Origin of the sequence: Sporosarcina sp. FSL W7-1283 (genome assembly GCF_038003105.1) — a bacterium.
Classification (GTDB): Bacteria; Bacillota; Bacilli; order Bacillales_A; family Planococcaceae; genus Sporosarcina; species Sporosarcina newyorkensis.
Map to the genome: position 1 here is coordinate 355,107 of NZ_JBBOOL010000001.1, position 17,690 is coordinate 372,796.

The following is a 17,690-nucleotide window of genomic DNA, read 5'->3' on the forward strand; positions in this document are numbered from 1 at the left end:
TCCCTCATTTCGTATAGAGTAGGTCGTAATCGTAATTTAGTATCTTTCGACAAATCTATGAAATCTCCTATACTCATCGCAACATACAATAGTCTAAATTTTTAGCGAAAACAATTAAGTTATTTACTTTGGAGAAATCGGTGCCAACCTCTCCGGAAACCTTCCGGCACAAGTAGTTGGTTAGATAACTTTTTCGTATCTTCATTAAAAACTATTATTCTAAAAACATGGGTAAACGCTGTTTACTTTCGAAATTTAGATGGTAGAATATTCTGTAATAGGAGGTATTACTATGTTTTGCGTAAAGAAGAATCCCCAATATACATTTGACTCGTTCTTGGCTGTAAAGGATACATTGGATGATTTGGACAATCCTTTTTTAGTGGAGGTGTTGTCGAATTTGTCTAAAGAAGATTGGGGGGAGATGCATCGCAGACTTCAACCATTCGCAAACAAACTTTCCACTTCGTGGCGAGCGACGGTCAATGAAATTGCCAGACCCGAAAATCATCCGAAGTTGCGTCAATATGATGCATACAATCGCCGAATTGATCGCATTGTTCGTCCGGCGGAAGCGCTTAAACTCACAGAAGAAGTATTTGGTGAAGGGCTATTTTCAATGAAACAACTTACTTACGAAGGAATTATGAAACGCTATCTCCTACATGGGAATGGTGAAGCAGGAATTACATGTCCTGTAGCATGTACGGATGGTCTGATTGAATTGATTGAAGCATTTTATGAAGAAGTTCCAAATGAGGTCAAAGAGATTCACACACATGCAAAAGAAGGGATCGATGGGAACTTCGCTATTGGCGCGCAATTCATGTCGGAGATCCAAGGAGGTTCGAACATTCCTGCCAATCTACTAGAGGCGGTACCGATGGATACGCATTATCTATTGTATGGCAATAAATTTTTCTGTTCCGCTGTGCATGCTGATTATTCGGTAGTAACGGCAAAAATAGAAGGTACGGAGAATATTGCCGTATTTGTTGTGCCCTCCTATTTGCCAGGAGACAAAGAGAAAGAACTACGGAATGGCTACCGCATTAATCGATTAAAATGGAAATTGGGCACAAGTGAGCTTCCTTCCGGAGAAATTGATTATGAAGGGGCGGTAGCATACCGAATTGGACCTGAAGACCGTGGGGTTGCTTTAGCGGTCGGCATCGTTCTGACGCGTTCTCGCTTGGACATCGGCTTTGCCAGTGCAGCATTTGTCATGCGTGCAGCTAGAGAGGCGAAGCTTTATGCGCGCTTCCGCCATGTGTTCGACCGGACGATTGATGGTTTTCCGATGGCAGCTGCACAACTGGAAGAACTCGAAGGGGCAGCAAAGCGAATGACGGCTACAGCGTTTCATCTGTATAAGATGTTTTTGGAGCAAGATGACTACGATGAGCTGCAGCAGTTTGCTTTGCGGGAATTGATTTTACTGCAGAAAATATATGCTGCCAAAGAAGCTGTCGATCATTTACGGTTGGCAATATCCCTTTTCGGCGGGCATGGTGCAATAGAAGATTTTTCAGCCATACCGAGATTGTTTCGGGATAGTCTTGTCAATGAACTATGGGAAGGACCGCGAAATGTATTGCTGACACAAATTTATCGGGATCTTTTCCGGCTGCGTAAAACCGTACCGATTGAGACGGTTTTAGAAACCATGTTTCCGCATCTATCTCTAATAGATGTGACACAATATACTTCGCGCATCGAGGCGATCATGGGGATTAATATTATGGAAGCTCCGACCCCATTCAATAAGATGGCTGCGATGAATTGGGAATCGTTATGGGAGGAACTGTTTTTGTCATTTCAACAAGCTGTGACGAAACCTTTTGAAGAGCAACCGATTTTAAGAGAGGAAATACTGAATAACTTATAGAGGGGTGTTCGGGAGATGGAGATGAATATTGGAAGCGTATTGCGCAGTAGAGCAATAATGATGGGGGAGAAGGTCGGCTTTATACATGGCGATACCAAGATTACTTTTGAAGAGATGAATGAGCGGGCGAATTCGTTTTCCGAGTATCTGCGGGAAATAGGTTTGAGCAAAGGAGACGCCATGGCCATACTATGTAAAAATAATGAACAGGCAATTGCCGCGTTTTTTGGTGCCGCAAAGATCGGAGTTATTTCAGTCATGGTGAATTGGCGCCTAGGGAAAGAGGAGTTGCAATATATTCTTTCGCATAGTGAAGCAAAATTAATTGTCTACGATGAAGTGTTCCAGACAACTATTGAAGATCTGAAGAAAATGATCCCGGCATCCCATTATATTTCCAGTAGCACATCACCATCCTTATCTTCCGTTTGGGGACAAAAGACGAGAGAGCCTATATATGAAACAACCGGAAATGATCCAATCCTCATCATGTATACATCCGGGACAACAGGCAAACCAAAAGGGGCAATATTGTCGCATAATAATCTCTTAGCCACGTCCATAGGCTTGTCCCATACGATTGATTGGCGGGAGAGTGATAAGTTCCTGATGGTAGCTCCATTTTTCCATATCGGAGGCTTGGCACCGTTAATCACGAATGTCCATACAGGTGCTGCCATGATTCTGATGGAAGATTTCAATCCGACAGCAGCTTGGAAACTAATTGAATCAGAACGGATCACAACGATGATGACTGTGCCCGCCATGTTGACATTTCTTCTGAAAACGTACCCAACAGTCTCCGCCGATATTTCTTCATTGCGTAACATCACTTGTGGGGCATCGGCTGTTCCAGCTCCTCTCATTTTGCAGTTTAGGGAGATGGGGATTCCGGTTCAGCAAGTCTATGGAATTACGGAATATGCAGGTGCTGTAACGTTCTGGAAGGAAACGCAACATCCTGATAAATATGATTCCATGGGTAAACCGGTTATGCATGGGACGCTGCGAATTGCGGATACAGACTCCAAAGAGACATTGCCGAAGGGTGAATAGGAGAAATTATTATCGGCGGACCACAAGTATTTGTCGGATACTATAAAAATGAAGAAGCGTATATGAGTACAGTGATTGACGGAGAATTCCACACAGGAGATATTGGCTATATTGATGAACAAGGGTTTCTCTATGTCGTGGACCGACTGAAAGATTTGATTATCAGCGGCGGTGAAAATATTTACTCATCAGAACTTGAGCAAACATTAGCCCAGCATCCAGCCGTCGCGGACGTGGCGGTCATAGGTGTGGTGAATGAACAATGGGGCGAAGTACCAAAAGCCTTCATCGTGAAAGCTAAAGACGTAAAGGTATCAGTGGAAGATATAATAGAATTTAGTAAGGAAAAGTTAGCATCCTACAAAGCTGTGAAAGAGGTAGTGTTTGTAGATCAATTGCCACGCAACGCGGTCGGGAAGATCCTAAAGCAAAGATTGAAGGAAATGGTCTCTATTCAATAAGTGTAATAGGAAAAATGAAGGGGCTTTCTTTATACAAAAACAAGAGCCGCTCGAAAAGTCGGATGAAAACAACTTTTTGAGCGGCTCTTACGTCTAGCGATTAAAATAGTTTAGTTAGTTGGCTGCAAATGGCTTATATATAGTTTGGACAGAGATTTTATACGGTGCAACGCTTGTTCGGTTGTAAGTGTTGAATAATTCTTGTAGGTAATAAGCAGTCCATTCAATGTGGAAAAAAGCAACTGGGCTTCTCGTCTGGTATCGACTGGAAAGAGGGGCTTAAGTGCTGACTCGAAAAGCTTCATTAATCCCGCGATTTCGTTGTGAATCGGAATCGTAGGTCTTCTTTCGTTCGCTTCTAACATAAAGTACACCATCATTTGGAACAATACCTCGTCCTTAAACATATAGCAGATATACTGTTCTACTAGTTCAGAGAGCTGATGGAAAGGCGTTAGCTTCCCGATTAATTTCTGCCCTTCCACTTTTATCGCTTCCATGTAAAGATGTTGTTGGTCATCAAAATATTTATAAATCAGTGCAGGCGAAACTTCCGCGTACTTGGCTATGTCTCGCATACTGACATCTGTAAAGGGCTTTTTGCTAAATAAGTGAACTGCTGCATCTATCATACGTTGTTGGTTGGCTTTCTTCTTCTCTTCACGTGTCATTGGCTTCTCCTTAAGATGTAATATGTCCATCATACAGAGAAGTAGGAGTGGAGTCTAACCTCACATTTTATCGACTTTCTTTAATCCTTTTGACTCGATAACCCGCTCGACACCTTCCTCACAATACCCAAATGAACGCCAAGAGCATGTTTCGCAAATAGTAGCGATATCGGACGGCAGAATCTCCACACGAATACGCCGCTCCACTTCCCGCCAAGGCAGCACATCACTGAATGTCAGTCTGAGCCGTTTTAAGATTTCTGAATCTCTCACGTAAATTCCTTTGTCCTCGCAATGATAGGGCTGTCCTTCAGGAAACTTAGCACATAAATCGTCGGGACCTTTGATAATTTGGATCAATGTGTCGGGCTGGGTACGTAAGGTGATCTGGATCTTCGTCATATTTTCCGCGTATTCTTCCGAGTAGCCCATCCCGCGATAGCCCAATAAACAAAAAATATGATGGCCGCGTAATTTTATCATTTGATATCGCCTCTTTGTGTGAAAGTGTCCATCCTTTTGTAACTGTATAATTATTTAAGCATATCTAAGGAAAGAATGAAATCTACAGAGGTGGGTATTGTTCATCTTATAGATAGTAGTATTTTGCGAGGAGCGATAAATTATTGACTTTGGTAACGAGTTTTTTTCAATTTCGTCAAGAGCACCAGCTTCTTTGAGCGCAATTAAAATTTTCCTTTAGATTGGAAGTATAAGTTGAGGATATCGGTTGGTAAAATGAAGTGTATTCCGCAAACAATTAAGTACAATATATAGATTAAGATTATATAAAAGCATAACAAATAGCCTCCTAATCAGTATGATCAGAAGGCTTTTGTCGCTACATAATGTTATACAAAAATGTTTTGTTTTTCGGTATTATCACTTATAAACTGTTACCTACCTTCTCAGCACTAAAGTTCCAAAACTTCGATTGTTGATCGATCACTGCTTGAACTGCCTGTTCTTCGTGTGGAAACAATGTTTCCACCGGAACACCAAAGCCTTCCATGAATGGATCATCAACTTCAGTTTTTATTTCGCTCATCGCTTCCACGATGGCTAATGAGCAAAATGGAACGTATGCTGCACTGTAGCCACCTTCATGACATAGCACTAAGCGACCATCACAATGTTTCTCTGCTAACTTTTTCATGAACTCTGCAAATCTATAAAATCCGTTAGCGGTTACCATCATTCTAGCTAGTGGGTCAAAGAAGCTAGGGTCTTGTCCTGCAGATACTATAATTAATTCTGGTTTAAATTGGTCTACAATAGGTCCTACAATTTTCTCAAATGCATGCATATATCCTGCATTTCCCGTACCGGCTGGTAATGGAATATTCACATTATATCCTTCGCCTTTACCTTGCCCGCAATGTTCTATATAACCTCTTTCAGCGGGAAACAAGCGATCTTGGTGGATGGATATAAATAACGTACTTTCATCATCATAAAACGCTTGCTCTGTGCCATTCCCATGGTGTACATCCCAATCAAGTACCAATATTCGCTCCAAATTATATTTTTTCTTAGCATGTTTCGCAGCGATGGCTACATTATTGAACAAGCAGAATCCCATACCTTCTTGTGCTTCTGCATGGTGACCTGGAGGTCTTGTCAAAGCATACACATTTTGAACGTCACCGTCCATAACAGCATCCACTGCAGTCATTGCGCCGCCTGCCGATAATAGGGCGATTTCATATGAACCTCTACCCACAATAGCGATTTGTCCTGCATCCCCACCGTTTGCAGCACTTAACTGTTTCACTTTATCTACATAACTAGGCAGATGAAATAGCTCAATGTCATCTCTGGTGGCCGAACGCGGGGCAATGGATTTCAGTTGAGGAGTCAATCCGCTAATATCCATTAGATTTTTAAACCGTCTCTTCGTTTCTGGATCTTCCCCGTATGTGTGACTCTGAACCCATCCTCCTGATGCTAAGTGCAAAGCTCCAGAACCGTTATCATGCCAAAAATAACTCTCATCATAAATAAATCCTGTTTTTTTCATTTGACTTCCCCCTTGTATTTTGAATAATATTAGTACTGGAACTAGTATTTCAAATTTTCGGACAAGTGTAAATTACACTAAAGGATAACTTCGCCATTGAATCTGTTGAAACAAAATATTTATTGAAGTATCGGCTACGAAAAACATAGAGATATGGAGGAATTGCTATGAATTTCTCAACAAAGGAGTATCAAAATATTTTACAATTTATTAATAGTTCTCTTTGTGACTCTCATAAAATTCAAGCTCTGCTTTCTAGTATGTTTCAGTTTAATCATTCGCTGCTATGGCGTGCCGATACGGCAGGAAATATGTATAATTTAGAGTTTTTCAACTTTGATGACCAATTAATTTTAGATTATAAAGAAGTCCACAATGCGAATGATGTAATGCACCCCAAAAAACTGGTATCAAAGCTGACAAGTAACAAAGAAACGGTGTATCGGATGGAAGAGATAACTATTCCAACTGACCTCGCGAAGTCTATGTATTATCAATTTATCAAGACGCATAGAATCATTGATCAGATGGTAGTCTATTTTGTCAATGGCACATTTATCTATGGTGGTATCGGTTTTATTAGATTCAAAGGGGAAATGCCGTTCACGCAAAAAGATAAGGAAATACTGCAAACCTTGTCCATACATCTACAGTATTTAGTGAAGAATATAATGATGACGAAGGAAATAGAAGCAAAAAGTCTCTATATAAATAAGGAAAAAGATTATAAACTCGGTATCATTCAGGCTAGCCATGATCAGGGCATTTCATTTTATAATAAAGTTGCACAATATATTATTAAGGATATAGACCCAACTTCGACAGTTGAAGAATTCTTTTATAATTCAATTCATCCAAGGATTCCTGACGGTTTAAATGAAAGCGAAAGTCCGTATTACTTCCATATTAACAATAGGAAAATAAAAGTGATGGTCCAAGAAAAAGAGAGTGCATTGTTGTGCGCATATACGATTTATTTGTATGACCAGGGAGATGAAGAAGAGAGATCTGCTGCTCATCCCCAAAAAGAATTATCAAATAGGGAATTGGAAATTTATCATCTAGTTTTAAAAGGATATACAAATGAACAGATTGCTAAACAACTATGGATTACGATAAACACAGTGAAAAAGCATCTGAGAAATATGTATACAAAGTACAATGTTACGAATAGAACGAGCCTGATATATAAATTGGAGGGTATAGTGGATTGAAATGCATAAAGGCTTGAAAATTGCCTGTTTAAATTCAAGAGGAGTCACTTTCCTTTTCAGAGGTCAAAGACATAGTCGTTGCATCAAGATTTAAGCGCTCCTATCATCATTGGAAATGAAATCGATGATGATAGGAGCGCTCTTTATTTAACAAGTTGTAGTTTTGTATATGATGAGAGCTTGAGGTATGCGCCTCAAGTTGAATTTAAGAGGAGGTGATGATAGGGAACTTTGCAAGATAAAGCATTTGCTTTTATTTTGTACAGACATATTTTTTAAAATCTCTAATATGCTATTATAGTCAGAAGTAACGTTATATGGAAAGCCACCACTATGTATTTAATTTTTAAAGAAAGGCAGGGGAAATTCATATGGACTTCATCCTTACATATCATTGGCAAGTGTTTATTGCAATTGAGATAGTATCTGTAATCTCGTTGTTGTTATTTGGTCTATTTCGCTATTTTTTCAGCAAACACAAATTCAGTATAATCTTTATTATTTCCTTCATTGCGTTATTGCTTATCGAGGCTTTGCTTGGATTGTATGTATATTTTCATACAGGTGAAATTTCGACATTTTTGATCGTCATCATGGTATTCCTTGCATACGCCTTCACGTTTGGAATAGCGGATTTTATCCGTTTGGATCGATGGATGAGGAAAACTGTCGGAAAGCTTCGTGGCGTTGAACTGTTGACAGAAAAAGACTACAGGATCATGAAACGAAATAAAAATCCTAAATATTTAGCGAAGAAATATCGGATTACATCGCTCATTCATTTAGGCATCTTCATTATTGGGCAGTCTATATTCTGGTCTATGGGCACGAATAGTTTTGATGAAATGAAAGGGTACTTAATGGATCTCTCTTGGGTGGAGGTAGGGGATGCACAACATTCACCTTATCCAAATGATATGCTGTATGGAATTGGGGTTATCTGGGGTATTGCGTTCATTGTTGATTTTATTTACTCGTGGTCCTATACATTGTTTCCAAAAAAATAAGTGCAATTTTTATACCAATCTAAAGAATTCATCTTAACTGCTTCTGTCGAAATAGTATGATATGTGCCTGTGCAAGAAACTAATGCGTTTGTTTAAACGTTCATGGTTGTTTCACGAACAGGCATATTTAGAAATTATCCTAATAAAAAAGCGTTGAAGCTAACGTTTTGGCTGTAATTTCTTTTTGTTATAATCCTTAGTGAGAGGTAATGAGTCTGAGTACGATTATTTATGGTTTCTCTAATTGGTGTTTCTTAATATGATATTGCAGGCTTTGACGAGTAATACCCAGTTTACGGGCAGCCGCCGAAACATTCCATTCAGTTTGTTCGAGGGCAGACTGTATAAATTGTTTTTTTGACTGATTCAGTGCACTTTTAATTGGACGGCTTGCTTTTGATTCGTTTTCTCCTTCAAGCGCCTTTTGTTCAACTAAAATCTTACCACGTATATAGGACGGCAGATGATGGACCTCGATAGCTTTTGAGTCATCTGTAACTCGAATAACGATATTTTGAATTAAATGCTCTAACTCTCTAATATTGCCCGGCCATGGATAGCGAAGTAATGCTTCTCGTAAAATGGGTGAGATTGGCGGAGCATTTATACCCATTTTGGATTGGAAAGTGTCAAAGAAATAATGAATGAAAAATAAGATATCTTCTGGCCGATCACGCAAAGGCGGTATGAAGAGACTGGTATTCGCAATACGATAAAATAAGTCAAGTCGCATTCGGTCTTCTTCTATCATCTTTTCCGGATCTTCATTAGACGCACTAATAACAGTGCAACGAACGGGCTTTACGTCATTAGATCCTACCCTTCGTACCAACCGTTCTTGTAACACGCGCATAAGTTTTGATTGCAATGTCATTGGCATGGAGTTGATTTCATCCATGAATAATGTTCCATCCTCCGCGTATTCAAATAATCCTACTTGATCTGTTGCGCCTGTGAATGCTCCTTTGACAGTGCCGAATAATGTACTTTCCAATAAGTTTTCTGGGATAGCAGCACAGTTAACAGCGACAAAGGGTTTGTCCCTGCGAGGGCTATGATTATGCATGCTTTGTGCAAACAGCTCTTTTCCGGTCCCCGTTTCACCTACGATAAGCGTGTCTGTATTATGAACGGACACAGCTTGCGCTTCTCTCAATAATTCCTTCAATACAGTACTTTTTCCTTTAATATCTTCAAAAGTGAAAACCGTTCCATTGTTCGCGAAAGTCTTTTCTTCCAGTTGCTGGCTAACACTTCGCTTCAGTTCAATCGTTTGATACAGTTGATCCTTTAATTTCGATTCATTTGTACTGATAGAAAAAACACCAATGGTATCCCCATCTTTTTTTATGGGATATGTACTATAGCTAACGTATTTTGGGACACCCCCTACTTTCGAGTGTGCGCGATAACGAGAAAATATAGGTTTACCTGTATCGAATACGTGGCGGTGCTCAGAGAATTGAGGATTATAGTTATAGGCATCCCATAAAGGCTTTCCTATTATCTCCTGTGCTTGTAAATCTTCCATTTTTTCTTGCGCTTTGTTATAAAGAGTAATTTCACCATCTCCATTACTCATCATCACTCCTTCATCGATTGTTTCAATTACTTTTTCCAAACAATACAGACGTGCTTCATTATTATCCAATTGGAAAGCAAATTCTTTAATACATAACACGGTCAACTGTTCAGGCTCCACAATTTGCTTAACAGAGACTTGGATTGGCTGCCCTTGAAGTTCTGTATAGAATTCTTCCTTATCAATAAATCGTAAATCATCCCGTCTGAATAACTTTTTAATATCGGTAGTGAGATCTATTGGAAAGGTTAGATTCTCTTGTAAATCGAACCATAGAATATTGTTCGTATGATCAAGAACAATAACCCCATCAACAAAACTTCGTACCAATGAACCTATTGTTTTAGCAAACATATAAAACAACCCCTCCTTTGTGTAGAACAATTTTTATTGTATCACAGAAATATCTGAAAAGTCTGCATCTGCATGCAAAATATATCTGCATATTTGGAAAGTGCCTCTAATAGTGGATTCTCAAGAAAATACTAGGGGGAAAAGCAGGTGCAAAGAGAAAATATATCTGCAGGTGAGAATTGAAAGTGATTGATGGTCATAGTAAAGGTTTTATCCTGTTTTACTAGACTTTAACCTTGATACAATCAGCTTTTGATTAAATAATAAAAAGTTATTTTTGATATTTTAGAAGTTGGCACGGTACTTGCAATATATAAAAGTGAGAAACAGAAACTATCAATCTAGGAGGAATTCATTATGACAACTAAACCAGAAATCTTATATTCGGTAAAAGCACAAAGAGGGCCTGAACTACGCTGTAAAGGATGGAGACAAGAAACAATCCTTCGAATGTTAGAAAATAATATGGAAAATGCGGAAAAGCCGGAGGAGTTAGTCATCTATGGAGGGATCGGAAAAGCTGCGCGTAACTGGGAGTCCTACCATGCCATCGTACAATCTTTAAAAGATCTAGAAGACGATGAAACATTAGTTGTTCAATCAGGTATGCCGGTAGCGGTGTTCAAGACTCATAAATATGCCCCAACGGTCGTCATGGCAACAACAAATATTATGAAAGCTGACTGGCCTACATTCTATGATTTACAAGATAAAAACTTAACAATTTATGCAAATTATACAGCAGCACCTTGGGAATATATTGGAACACAAGGAGTTATTCAAGGTACTTTTGAAACATTATCAGCTATTGCCCGCCTGCATTACAATGATTCTCTTGTCGGCAAAATCTTGCTGACGGCGGGGGCAGGCGGTATGGGAGGCAACCAGACTCGCGCAATGACGATGCACGGAGGCGTTTGTATCCTTGTGGATTCCAACGTAGATATTATCAATCGTCGTATTGAAAAAGGCTTTATCGATGAATTAGCGCCATCATTGGATGCTGCAGTCAAGAAAGCGAAAGAATATGCTGCTGCAGGTAAACCGTTGGGAATCGCAGTAGTCGGTAATGCTGCAGATGTATTTGAAGAAGTACTGAAGAGTGACTTCCGTCCAGATATTGCTACATCCATGACTCCGGGACATGACCCAATTTCATACTTGCCTGCAGGGTTAACAGTGGAAGAAGCTGAACAACTGCGCGACACAGATCGTACCCTGTATTTGGAAAAGGGGCGCGAAACGATGATTCGTGAATTGAAAGCATTGATTCAGTTCATGGACGAAGGGGTTCACGCATTTGAATATGGAACAAGCCATCGTAAAGAATGTATCGACGCAGGAATGGATGAAAAGGAAGCGAAACGCTTACCGGGTTTTGTAGCAGAATATATTCGCCCGTTGTTCTGTGAAGGTCGTGGACCATTCCGTTGGGTGTGTATGTCGGGAGAAGCGGAAGATCTTCGTAAAATTGATGACATGATTCTTGAGAAATTTGCAGATGACTACTTGGTGACGCGCTGGATCAAGCTGGCGAAAGAGCACATTCCGATTGAGGCATTACCTGCACGAATTTGTTACATGGGCTTTGGACAACGTAAAAAGTTTGCACTAGAAGTTAATGATATGATTCGCCGCGGTGAGTTGGCCGGACCAGTTGCGTTCTCTCGTGACAATTTGGATTCAGGCTCAATCGTTAACCCGACATTCGAATCTGAAAATATGAAAGATGGCAGTGACTTGATCTCAGACTGGCCAATGTTGAATGGTTTATTAAATGCCGTTGGTATGTGTGATTTGATCGCAATCCAAGCGAACTACTCAATGGGTGAAGCAGTTCATACAGGTGTAACAATGGTAGCAGATGGAACAGCTGAATCCGATATGCGTTTAGAAGTTGCAATGACTGTAGATTCCGGAATTGGAGTCGTGCGTCACGCACAGGCTGGATATGAGATTGCCCGTGATGTAGCGAACGGGCAAGGAAATCTAACGGATGAGAGTATCCAAATTCCATTATGGTGGGAGCGCAAGGCTACATTCGGACCAAAAGATCTGGAAAAAACTAACGCTAAAGCATAAGTAACAGGATTATTAGAGAAGTGGGTGGGGGACGTCAAGCACCTGTTTGACTTCCTCCCTTCTTGTTTGTCGCCAAAACAACAAGGGCAGGTGAAGTCGATGAACGATGTAAAACAAGATTTCGACAGAGTGGACAGTGCGTCTGCTGAAAGAGAAGGGAATATTTATTCTGTACGAAATATCTTCAGCTTTTTCTTCTTCAGTTTAATCGGCGTTTTCATGTTCTTTATTCCTATTGAAGTTAACGGGAAAAATTCCATTCCTTTAGATCATTTAGTTACTTGGATCAGGAATACCGCACCGACCGCTGTATCGTATTACATCTTGTTGATTATGTTTTTAGGAGCTGCCTTTCCATTTTACTCAGGTAGCTGGAGGAAAACAAAAATTGAAATAGCATTATCATGCTTAAAGGTACTAGGCGCCATCTCAGCAGCTATGGTTCTATTTGAATTTGGACCAAAGTGGTTGTTGGCAGAGGACATGGGACCATATTACTTTTCGATAGTTCTCACGCCAATCGGGGTTTTGGTACCAATTGGTTCGATCTTTTTGGCGCTTCTTGTGGGGTATGGATTATTGGAGTTTATCGGTATTCTGATGCAACCAGTTATGAGACCGATATGGAAGACGCCGGGACGTTCCGCGATTGATGCCGTTGCTTCGTTTGTTGGCAGCTATTCTATTGGTCTTTTAATCACTAATCGTATTTATAAAGAAGGGAAATATTCTAGACGTGAAGCAACAATTATTGCGACCGGATTTTCTACTGTATCTGCTACATTTATGGTAGTCGTAGCAAAGACACTGGACTTAATGGAAATTTGGAACTTGTATTTTTGGCTTACATTCCTTGTCACATTTTTAGTAACGGGTATTACAGTAAGGATGTGGCCGATTAACAAAATTCAAGACGATTATTATACGGGTGAAGGTCAGCCTGAGAAAGTGATCAGTGAAAAGAGAATCCAACATGCGTGGCATCAGTCGATGGTAACAGCACAAAATGCACCAAGCCTTCTTAGCAATGTCTTATCTACTTTGAAGGACGGCGTGTTAATGGCGATGAGTATCCTGCCATCTGTCATGGCTATAGGGCTTCTTGGTTTAATTTTGGCCAATCATACTCCGGTGTTTGATTATTTAGCTTATTTGTTTTTACCTTTAACGTGGATTTTACAGATTCCTGAACCGTTTTTAGCTGCTAAAGCTGCCATGATCAATTTGGTGGATATGTTTTTACCCTCATTGATGGTTGTAGAAGCTAGTTTGCATACTAGATTTATCGTCGCTTCAATTTCTATTTCAACAATTTTATTTTTCTCGGCACTAATTCCGTGCATATTATCTACGGATATTCCAATTAAAATGCGTGAGATTGTGGTTCTTTGGTTTATTCGAACGGTCTTATCACTAATTATTGTGACGCCGTTAGCATTTCTGTTTTTGTGAAAACGTTTACAATTTTAGAGTTATTGTATTGTCTAAATGGAGGTTTTTATGATGAATCAACTGCAAGGAAAAACCAAGGTCGACCTGGTCATTCGCCATGCTGCTGAGGCATTGACTTGTAAAGGTGAGGGGATGACTGAGCTCGGCGTCATTAAAGATGCTTGGATTGCGGTGAAGGACGGTCGCATTGCAGGCGTTGGCACGGAAAGGGAGGGAAGCGATTCAATTGATCTGGATAATGCATTTCAACTTGACGCGTCTGGAAAAGTTGTGGCACCTGGATTTGTAGATTCCCATACGCATCTCGTATTCAACGGTACACGAGTGGAAGAGTACGCCGCAAAGTTAGCTGGAGACGATAAAAAGAAATTAGAAGGACTAGGTATTACAACAGGACCGAATCGTACGATTGAATTAACACGGCATGCATCGGAAGAGGAGTTGTTTCAACAATCCAAAAAACGGATGATGAACATGCTTAATTACGGCATGACGACAATCGAGAGCAAGAGCGGCTATGGATTGACGACAGAAAGTGAAATTAAAATCTTAGAAGTGGGACGCCGACTTGATAGAGAAACCCCAGTGGATGTTTACAATACATTTTTAGGTGCGCATGGCTTTCCTGAGAGTGTAACAAAAGAAGAATATCTCCGTATTATTATCGAAGAAATGATTCCGGAGGTCGGTGAACGCAAGCTCGCAGAATTTTGTGATGCCTGGTGCGATGATGGATATTTCACGGCAGAAGAGTCTGAACAGATATTGGAGGCTGGATTGAAATATGGCATGAAGCCGAAGCTTCATGCGGACGCATACTCCTATATTGGCGGGTCTGACCTGGCGGTAAAAATGAATATGGTATCCGTTGATCATCTGAATTATACCCCAGTAGAAGTAATGGAGAAATTGGCGGAATCAAAGGTTACGGGTGTATTAATGCCTGCTCTAGATTTTGCCGTGGGACATAAGAAACCTTTCGATGCTAGAAAGATGCTGGACTTGGGGATGAATATCGCTCTAGCGACGGATTTATGTCCCGCCTGCTATACAGAATCCATGCAATTCGTTATCAATCTAGCATGTAAACTTTACAAATTCACCGTCGAAGAGGCTATTAAAGCAGCCACATACGGTGGGGCTTGTGCCCTGGACTTAGATGATCGTGGTGTAATTGCAGAAGGGAAGGTAGCAGATCTTCAAATTTGGTCTATTCCTTCTTATGTCCATATTGCATACGAACTCGGTACGAATATAGTGGAAACTGTTTTGAAAGATGGGGAAGTTGTAGTCGATCATGCAGAAATACAGTAAGAAAAGGAGAATGTTAGGATGACAAATAAACAAGTGAAGAACAATGCAGCAGACTGTGTTAATGAAAAACGGTTGTTGGATTTATTTTTAGAGCTGGCGAAAATTGATGGTCCGAGTGGAAAAGAACAGAAAGTGGCTGACTATCTAAAAGAAGCTCTACCTGAACTTGGATTCACTCTTCAATTTGACGAAGCGCATAAAAACTTCGATGGAGAGGTAGGGAACTTGATTGCTTACAAAGAAGGAACGGATTCATCTGTACCTCCATTGTTTTTCTCCACTCACATGGATACAGTACTCCCCACTAAAGATTTAAAGCCGGTCATCAAAGATGGTGTAATCTATTCGGACGGCACGACGATTCTCGGAGCAGATGACCGCGCTGCATTAGCTGCTTATATTGAAGGGGTTCGTGCAGTAATTGAAAGCGGTATTCCGCATGGACCGATCGAGCTTGTCTTAACGGTCAATGAACAACCTGGTCTCGTGGGTGCGCGTTATTTAGATTACAGCAGACCCAAAAGTACATTTGGCTATATATTTGACAGCAGTGGCGATGTAGGGCAAACCATTTTGAAAGGACCTTATAGCAGCAGGATCTGGATGAAAATAAAAGGCAATGCCGCGCATATTGCGCTGAATTCAGAGGAAGGTAATAACGCATTTATTTTAGCGGCAGCAGGTTTATTGGACATCAACCTAGGTGAAATTGATGAAGAAACATTGGCAAACATTGGTATTATCGAAGGCGGAGAACTTACGTCTATTATTCCAGGAGAGGTAACAGTTGCAGGTGAAGTGCGCAGCTTTTCTAAAGAAAAACTGGATAAACAGTTAAAGCATATGGAAGATGCGATGCGAAAGGCCGTGGAGGCCAGAGGTGGTTCAGTGGAAGTAACAATTGAGAAAAAGTACAGCGGCTTCTCGATTCCTGAAGATCATATATTAACTCAAACTGTTTTGAATGCATCGGAGAATATTAAAGTAAAGCCGTACTTGACTGAAACACTTGGCGGCGCAGATACTAATGTGCTCAATGAAAATGGCCTAATTTGCTTAACATTAGGAAATGGCTTCCATAACATTCACTCGTTCCGAGAGTGTATTAGTGAAGAAAATTTAACAAACACAGGGCGTCTGACAGCAGCATTAATTCAGCAATGGTATGAAAGCCAGAAATAAATTAGATAGATAAATTGGAAATATCCTCATTTAATCCAAATTAGATAATCAGGGGGAATGAACGTGTTAACGAATCCCGTATTTATTTCTGTAGTAGTATTAACCGTTTTAAGTCTGGCAAGAGTACATGTGATTTTCGCCATTTTAATGGCGGCTATCACGGCAGGACTCCTTTCCAATTTGTCATTATCGGATACTCTTTCTACCTTCCTTGGTGGAATGGGTGGTCAGTCTGAGACTGCGTTAAGTTATATTCTCCTAGGGATTTTTGCAGCAATGATTGCGCATTCAAACATTACCAAAATGCTGATCGATAAATTATTGTCTGTTAAAAAGATGAATAAATATATGTTATTGCTGATGGTTGCCGGTTTGACCTGTCTATCGGGAAACCTAATTCCAGTGCACATTGCGTTCATACCTATCCTAATTCCGCCGTTGCTAATTTTCTTCAACTATTTACGCTTAGACAGACGAGCTGTCGCTTGTGCTCTGACATTCGGTTTGAAGATGCCTTACATTTTGATTCCGGCAGGCTATGGACTGATATTCCATGGCATTATTGTGCAGGAAGTTAGCAGTAACGGCATGCCTGTCACATTATCACAAGTACCTCTAGCAATGGCAATCCCGGCACTTGGTATGTTCGTAGGATTGTTTATCGCAATTTTTTTCACGTATCGTAAACCGCGAGATTATGAAACGGAGGAAGAACGTGCTAGCCATGCAGAGATATTTGCATCTTCTGTTCAATTAGCGGCTGGTACGGAACGTGTCAAACAGAAGTTCGAGGTACGTGACGTACTGACGCTCGTTGCAATTGTTGGGGCTCTGGTAGTTCAAATTCAAGTGCAATCATTAGTACTCGGTGCGCTTGTTGGAATTATTGTAATGTTTGCTGCAAGGGTTGTCACATTGGGTGAAGGAGAAGTAGTCGTTCAGGAAGGCGTAAAACTTATGGGTGCTATTGCCTTCGTTATGCTTCTCGCCTCTGGTTATGCAACGGTTTTAAAAGATACAGGCTCAGTAACTAATTTGGTGACAGCTGTTGAAGGGTATTTCAGCTATGGAAAAGTGGCTGGTGCTGCATTACTATTATTAATAGGACTATTAGTAACAATGGGAATAGGAACATCTTTCGGAACAGTTCCCATTCTGGCCGCTGTATTCGTCCCGATATGTATGGTAATGGGATTCAGCCCCCTTGCTACAATTGCATTGATTGGTACAGCGGGAGCATTAGGAGACGCTGGTTCACCGGCTTCAGATAGTACGCTTGGACCGACTTCAGGATTGAATGCAGATGGTAAACATCATCACATTTGGGACACTTGTGTACCTACATTCCTTCATTATAATATCCCTTTATTTATTTTCGGGATATTGGCGGCAGCAATTTTATAATAT

The 17,690-nt window shown here is 40.4% G+C and carries 14 protein-coding genes; 10 read left to right on the forward strand and 4 right to left on the reverse strand.

Features of this window, described 5'->3' with window-relative positions; genetic code table 11:
* Positions 1–292: 292 nt before the first annotated feature.
* From MKY93_RS01715 to MKY93_RS01725, 3 genes are all read left to right on the forward strand, one after another.
* Entirely contained in the window at positions 293–1,888 is a 1,596-nt protein-coding gene (locus tag MKY93_RS01715) for an acyl-CoA dehydrogenase family protein (RefSeq protein WP_340758062.1), read from the forward strand.
* Positions 1,889–1,903: 15 nt separating this feature from the next.
* A complete protein-coding gene (locus tag MKY93_RS01720) occupies positions 1,904–2,944 on the forward strand; it encodes a class I adenylate-forming enzyme family protein (protein ID WP_340758063.1) in 1,041 nt (346 codons plus the stop codon).
* A gap of 62 nt (positions 2,945–3,006) precedes the next feature.
* Complete coding sequence (locus MKY93_RS01725; RefSeq protein WP_340758064.1) at positions 3,007–3,405, forward strand: class I adenylate-forming enzyme family protein; 399 nt, start codon at positions 3,007–3,009, stop codon at positions 3,403–3,405.
* 110 nt (positions 3,406–3,515) lie between these two features.
* On the opposite strand, the gene MKY93_RS01730 is transcribed toward MKY93_RS01725, so the two are convergent.
* The 3 genes from MKY93_RS01730 to MKY93_RS01740 form a co-directional block, all read right to left on the reverse strand.
* Positions 3,516–4,076, reverse strand: a complete 561-nt coding sequence (locus MKY93_RS01730) for a TetR/AcrR family transcriptional regulator (RefSeq protein ID WP_340758065.1) — start codon at positions 4,074–4,076, stop codon at positions 3,516–3,518.
* 60 nt (positions 4,077–4,136) lie between these two features.
* Positions 4,137–4,559 carry a DUF1284 domain-containing protein gene (locus tag MKY93_RS01735; RefSeq protein ID WP_078817534.1) on the reverse strand — a complete coding sequence of 141 codons (423 nt, stop codon included), beginning with the start codon at positions 4,557–4,559 and terminating at the stop codon, positions 4,137–4,139.
* A gap of 403 nt (positions 4,560–4,962) precedes the next feature.
* Complete coding sequence (locus MKY93_RS01740) at positions 4,963–6,096, reverse strand: class II histone deacetylase (RefSeq protein ID WP_078817533.1); 1,134 nt, start codon at positions 6,094–6,096, stop codon at positions 4,963–4,965.
* 167 nt (positions 6,097–6,263) lie between these two features.
* Between MKY93_RS01740 and MKY93_RS01745 the strand changes: the two genes are divergently transcribed.
* On the forward strand, positions 6,264–7,310 hold the full coding sequence (locus MKY93_RS01745; protein ID WP_078817532.1) for a helix-turn-helix domain-containing protein: 1,047 nt from the start codon (positions 6,264–6,266) through the stop codon (positions 7,308–7,310).
* A 371-nt stretch (positions 7,311–7,681) separates the two neighbouring features.
* The gene (locus MKY93_RS01750) at positions 7,682–8,317 is read left to right on the forward strand and encodes a hypothetical protein (protein WP_078817531.1); all 636 of its coding nucleotides are present in this window, start codon (positions 7,682–7,684) and stop codon (positions 8,315–8,317) included.
* Between the two features lie 229 nt (positions 8,318–8,546).
* Here the strand turns inward: MKY93_RS01750 and MKY93_RS01755 are convergent, their stop codons facing one another.
* Entirely contained in the window at positions 8,547–10,253 is a 1,707-nt protein-coding gene (locus tag MKY93_RS01755) for a sigma-54 interaction domain-containing protein (RefSeq protein ID WP_078817530.1), read from the reverse strand.
* 357 nt (positions 10,254–10,610) lie between these two features.
* Between MKY93_RS01755 and hutU the strand changes: the two genes are divergently transcribed.
* Genes hutU through MKY93_RS01780 form a run of 5 tightly spaced genes read left to right on the forward strand, consistent with a single transcriptional unit; the run spans position 10,611 to position 17,687 of the window.
* Complete coding sequence (gene hutU / locus MKY93_RS01760) at positions 10,611–12,335, forward strand: urocanate hydratase (protein ID WP_009766417.1); 1,725 nt, start codon at positions 10,611–10,613, stop codon at positions 12,333–12,335.
* 24 nt (positions 12,336–12,359) lie between these two features.
* Positions 12,360–13,787 carry a YjiH family protein gene (locus MKY93_RS01765; protein WP_340758066.1) on the forward strand — a complete coding sequence of 476 codons (1,428 nt, stop codon included), beginning with the start codon at positions 12,360–12,362 and terminating at the stop codon, positions 13,785–13,787.
* 51 nt (positions 13,788–13,838) lie between these two features.
* The gene (gene hutI / locus MKY93_RS01770; protein WP_340758067.1) at positions 13,839–15,101 is read left to right on the forward strand and encodes an imidazolonepropionase; all 1,263 of its coding nucleotides are present in this window, start codon (positions 13,839–13,841) and stop codon (positions 15,099–15,101) included.
* 18 nt (positions 15,102–15,119) lie between these two features.
* Complete coding sequence (locus tag MKY93_RS01775) at positions 15,120–16,283, forward strand: M20/M25/M40 family metallo-hydrolase (RefSeq protein ID WP_221837249.1); 1,164 nt, start codon at positions 15,120–15,122, stop codon at positions 16,281–16,283.
* A 57-nt stretch (positions 16,284–16,340) separates the two neighbouring features.
* Positions 16,341–17,687 carry a Na+/H+ antiporter family protein gene (locus tag MKY93_RS01780; RefSeq protein WP_221837252.1) on the forward strand — a complete coding sequence of 449 codons (1,347 nt, stop codon included), beginning with the start codon at positions 16,341–16,343 and terminating at the stop codon, positions 17,685–17,687.
* Positions 17,688–17,690: the final 3 nt, after the last annotated feature.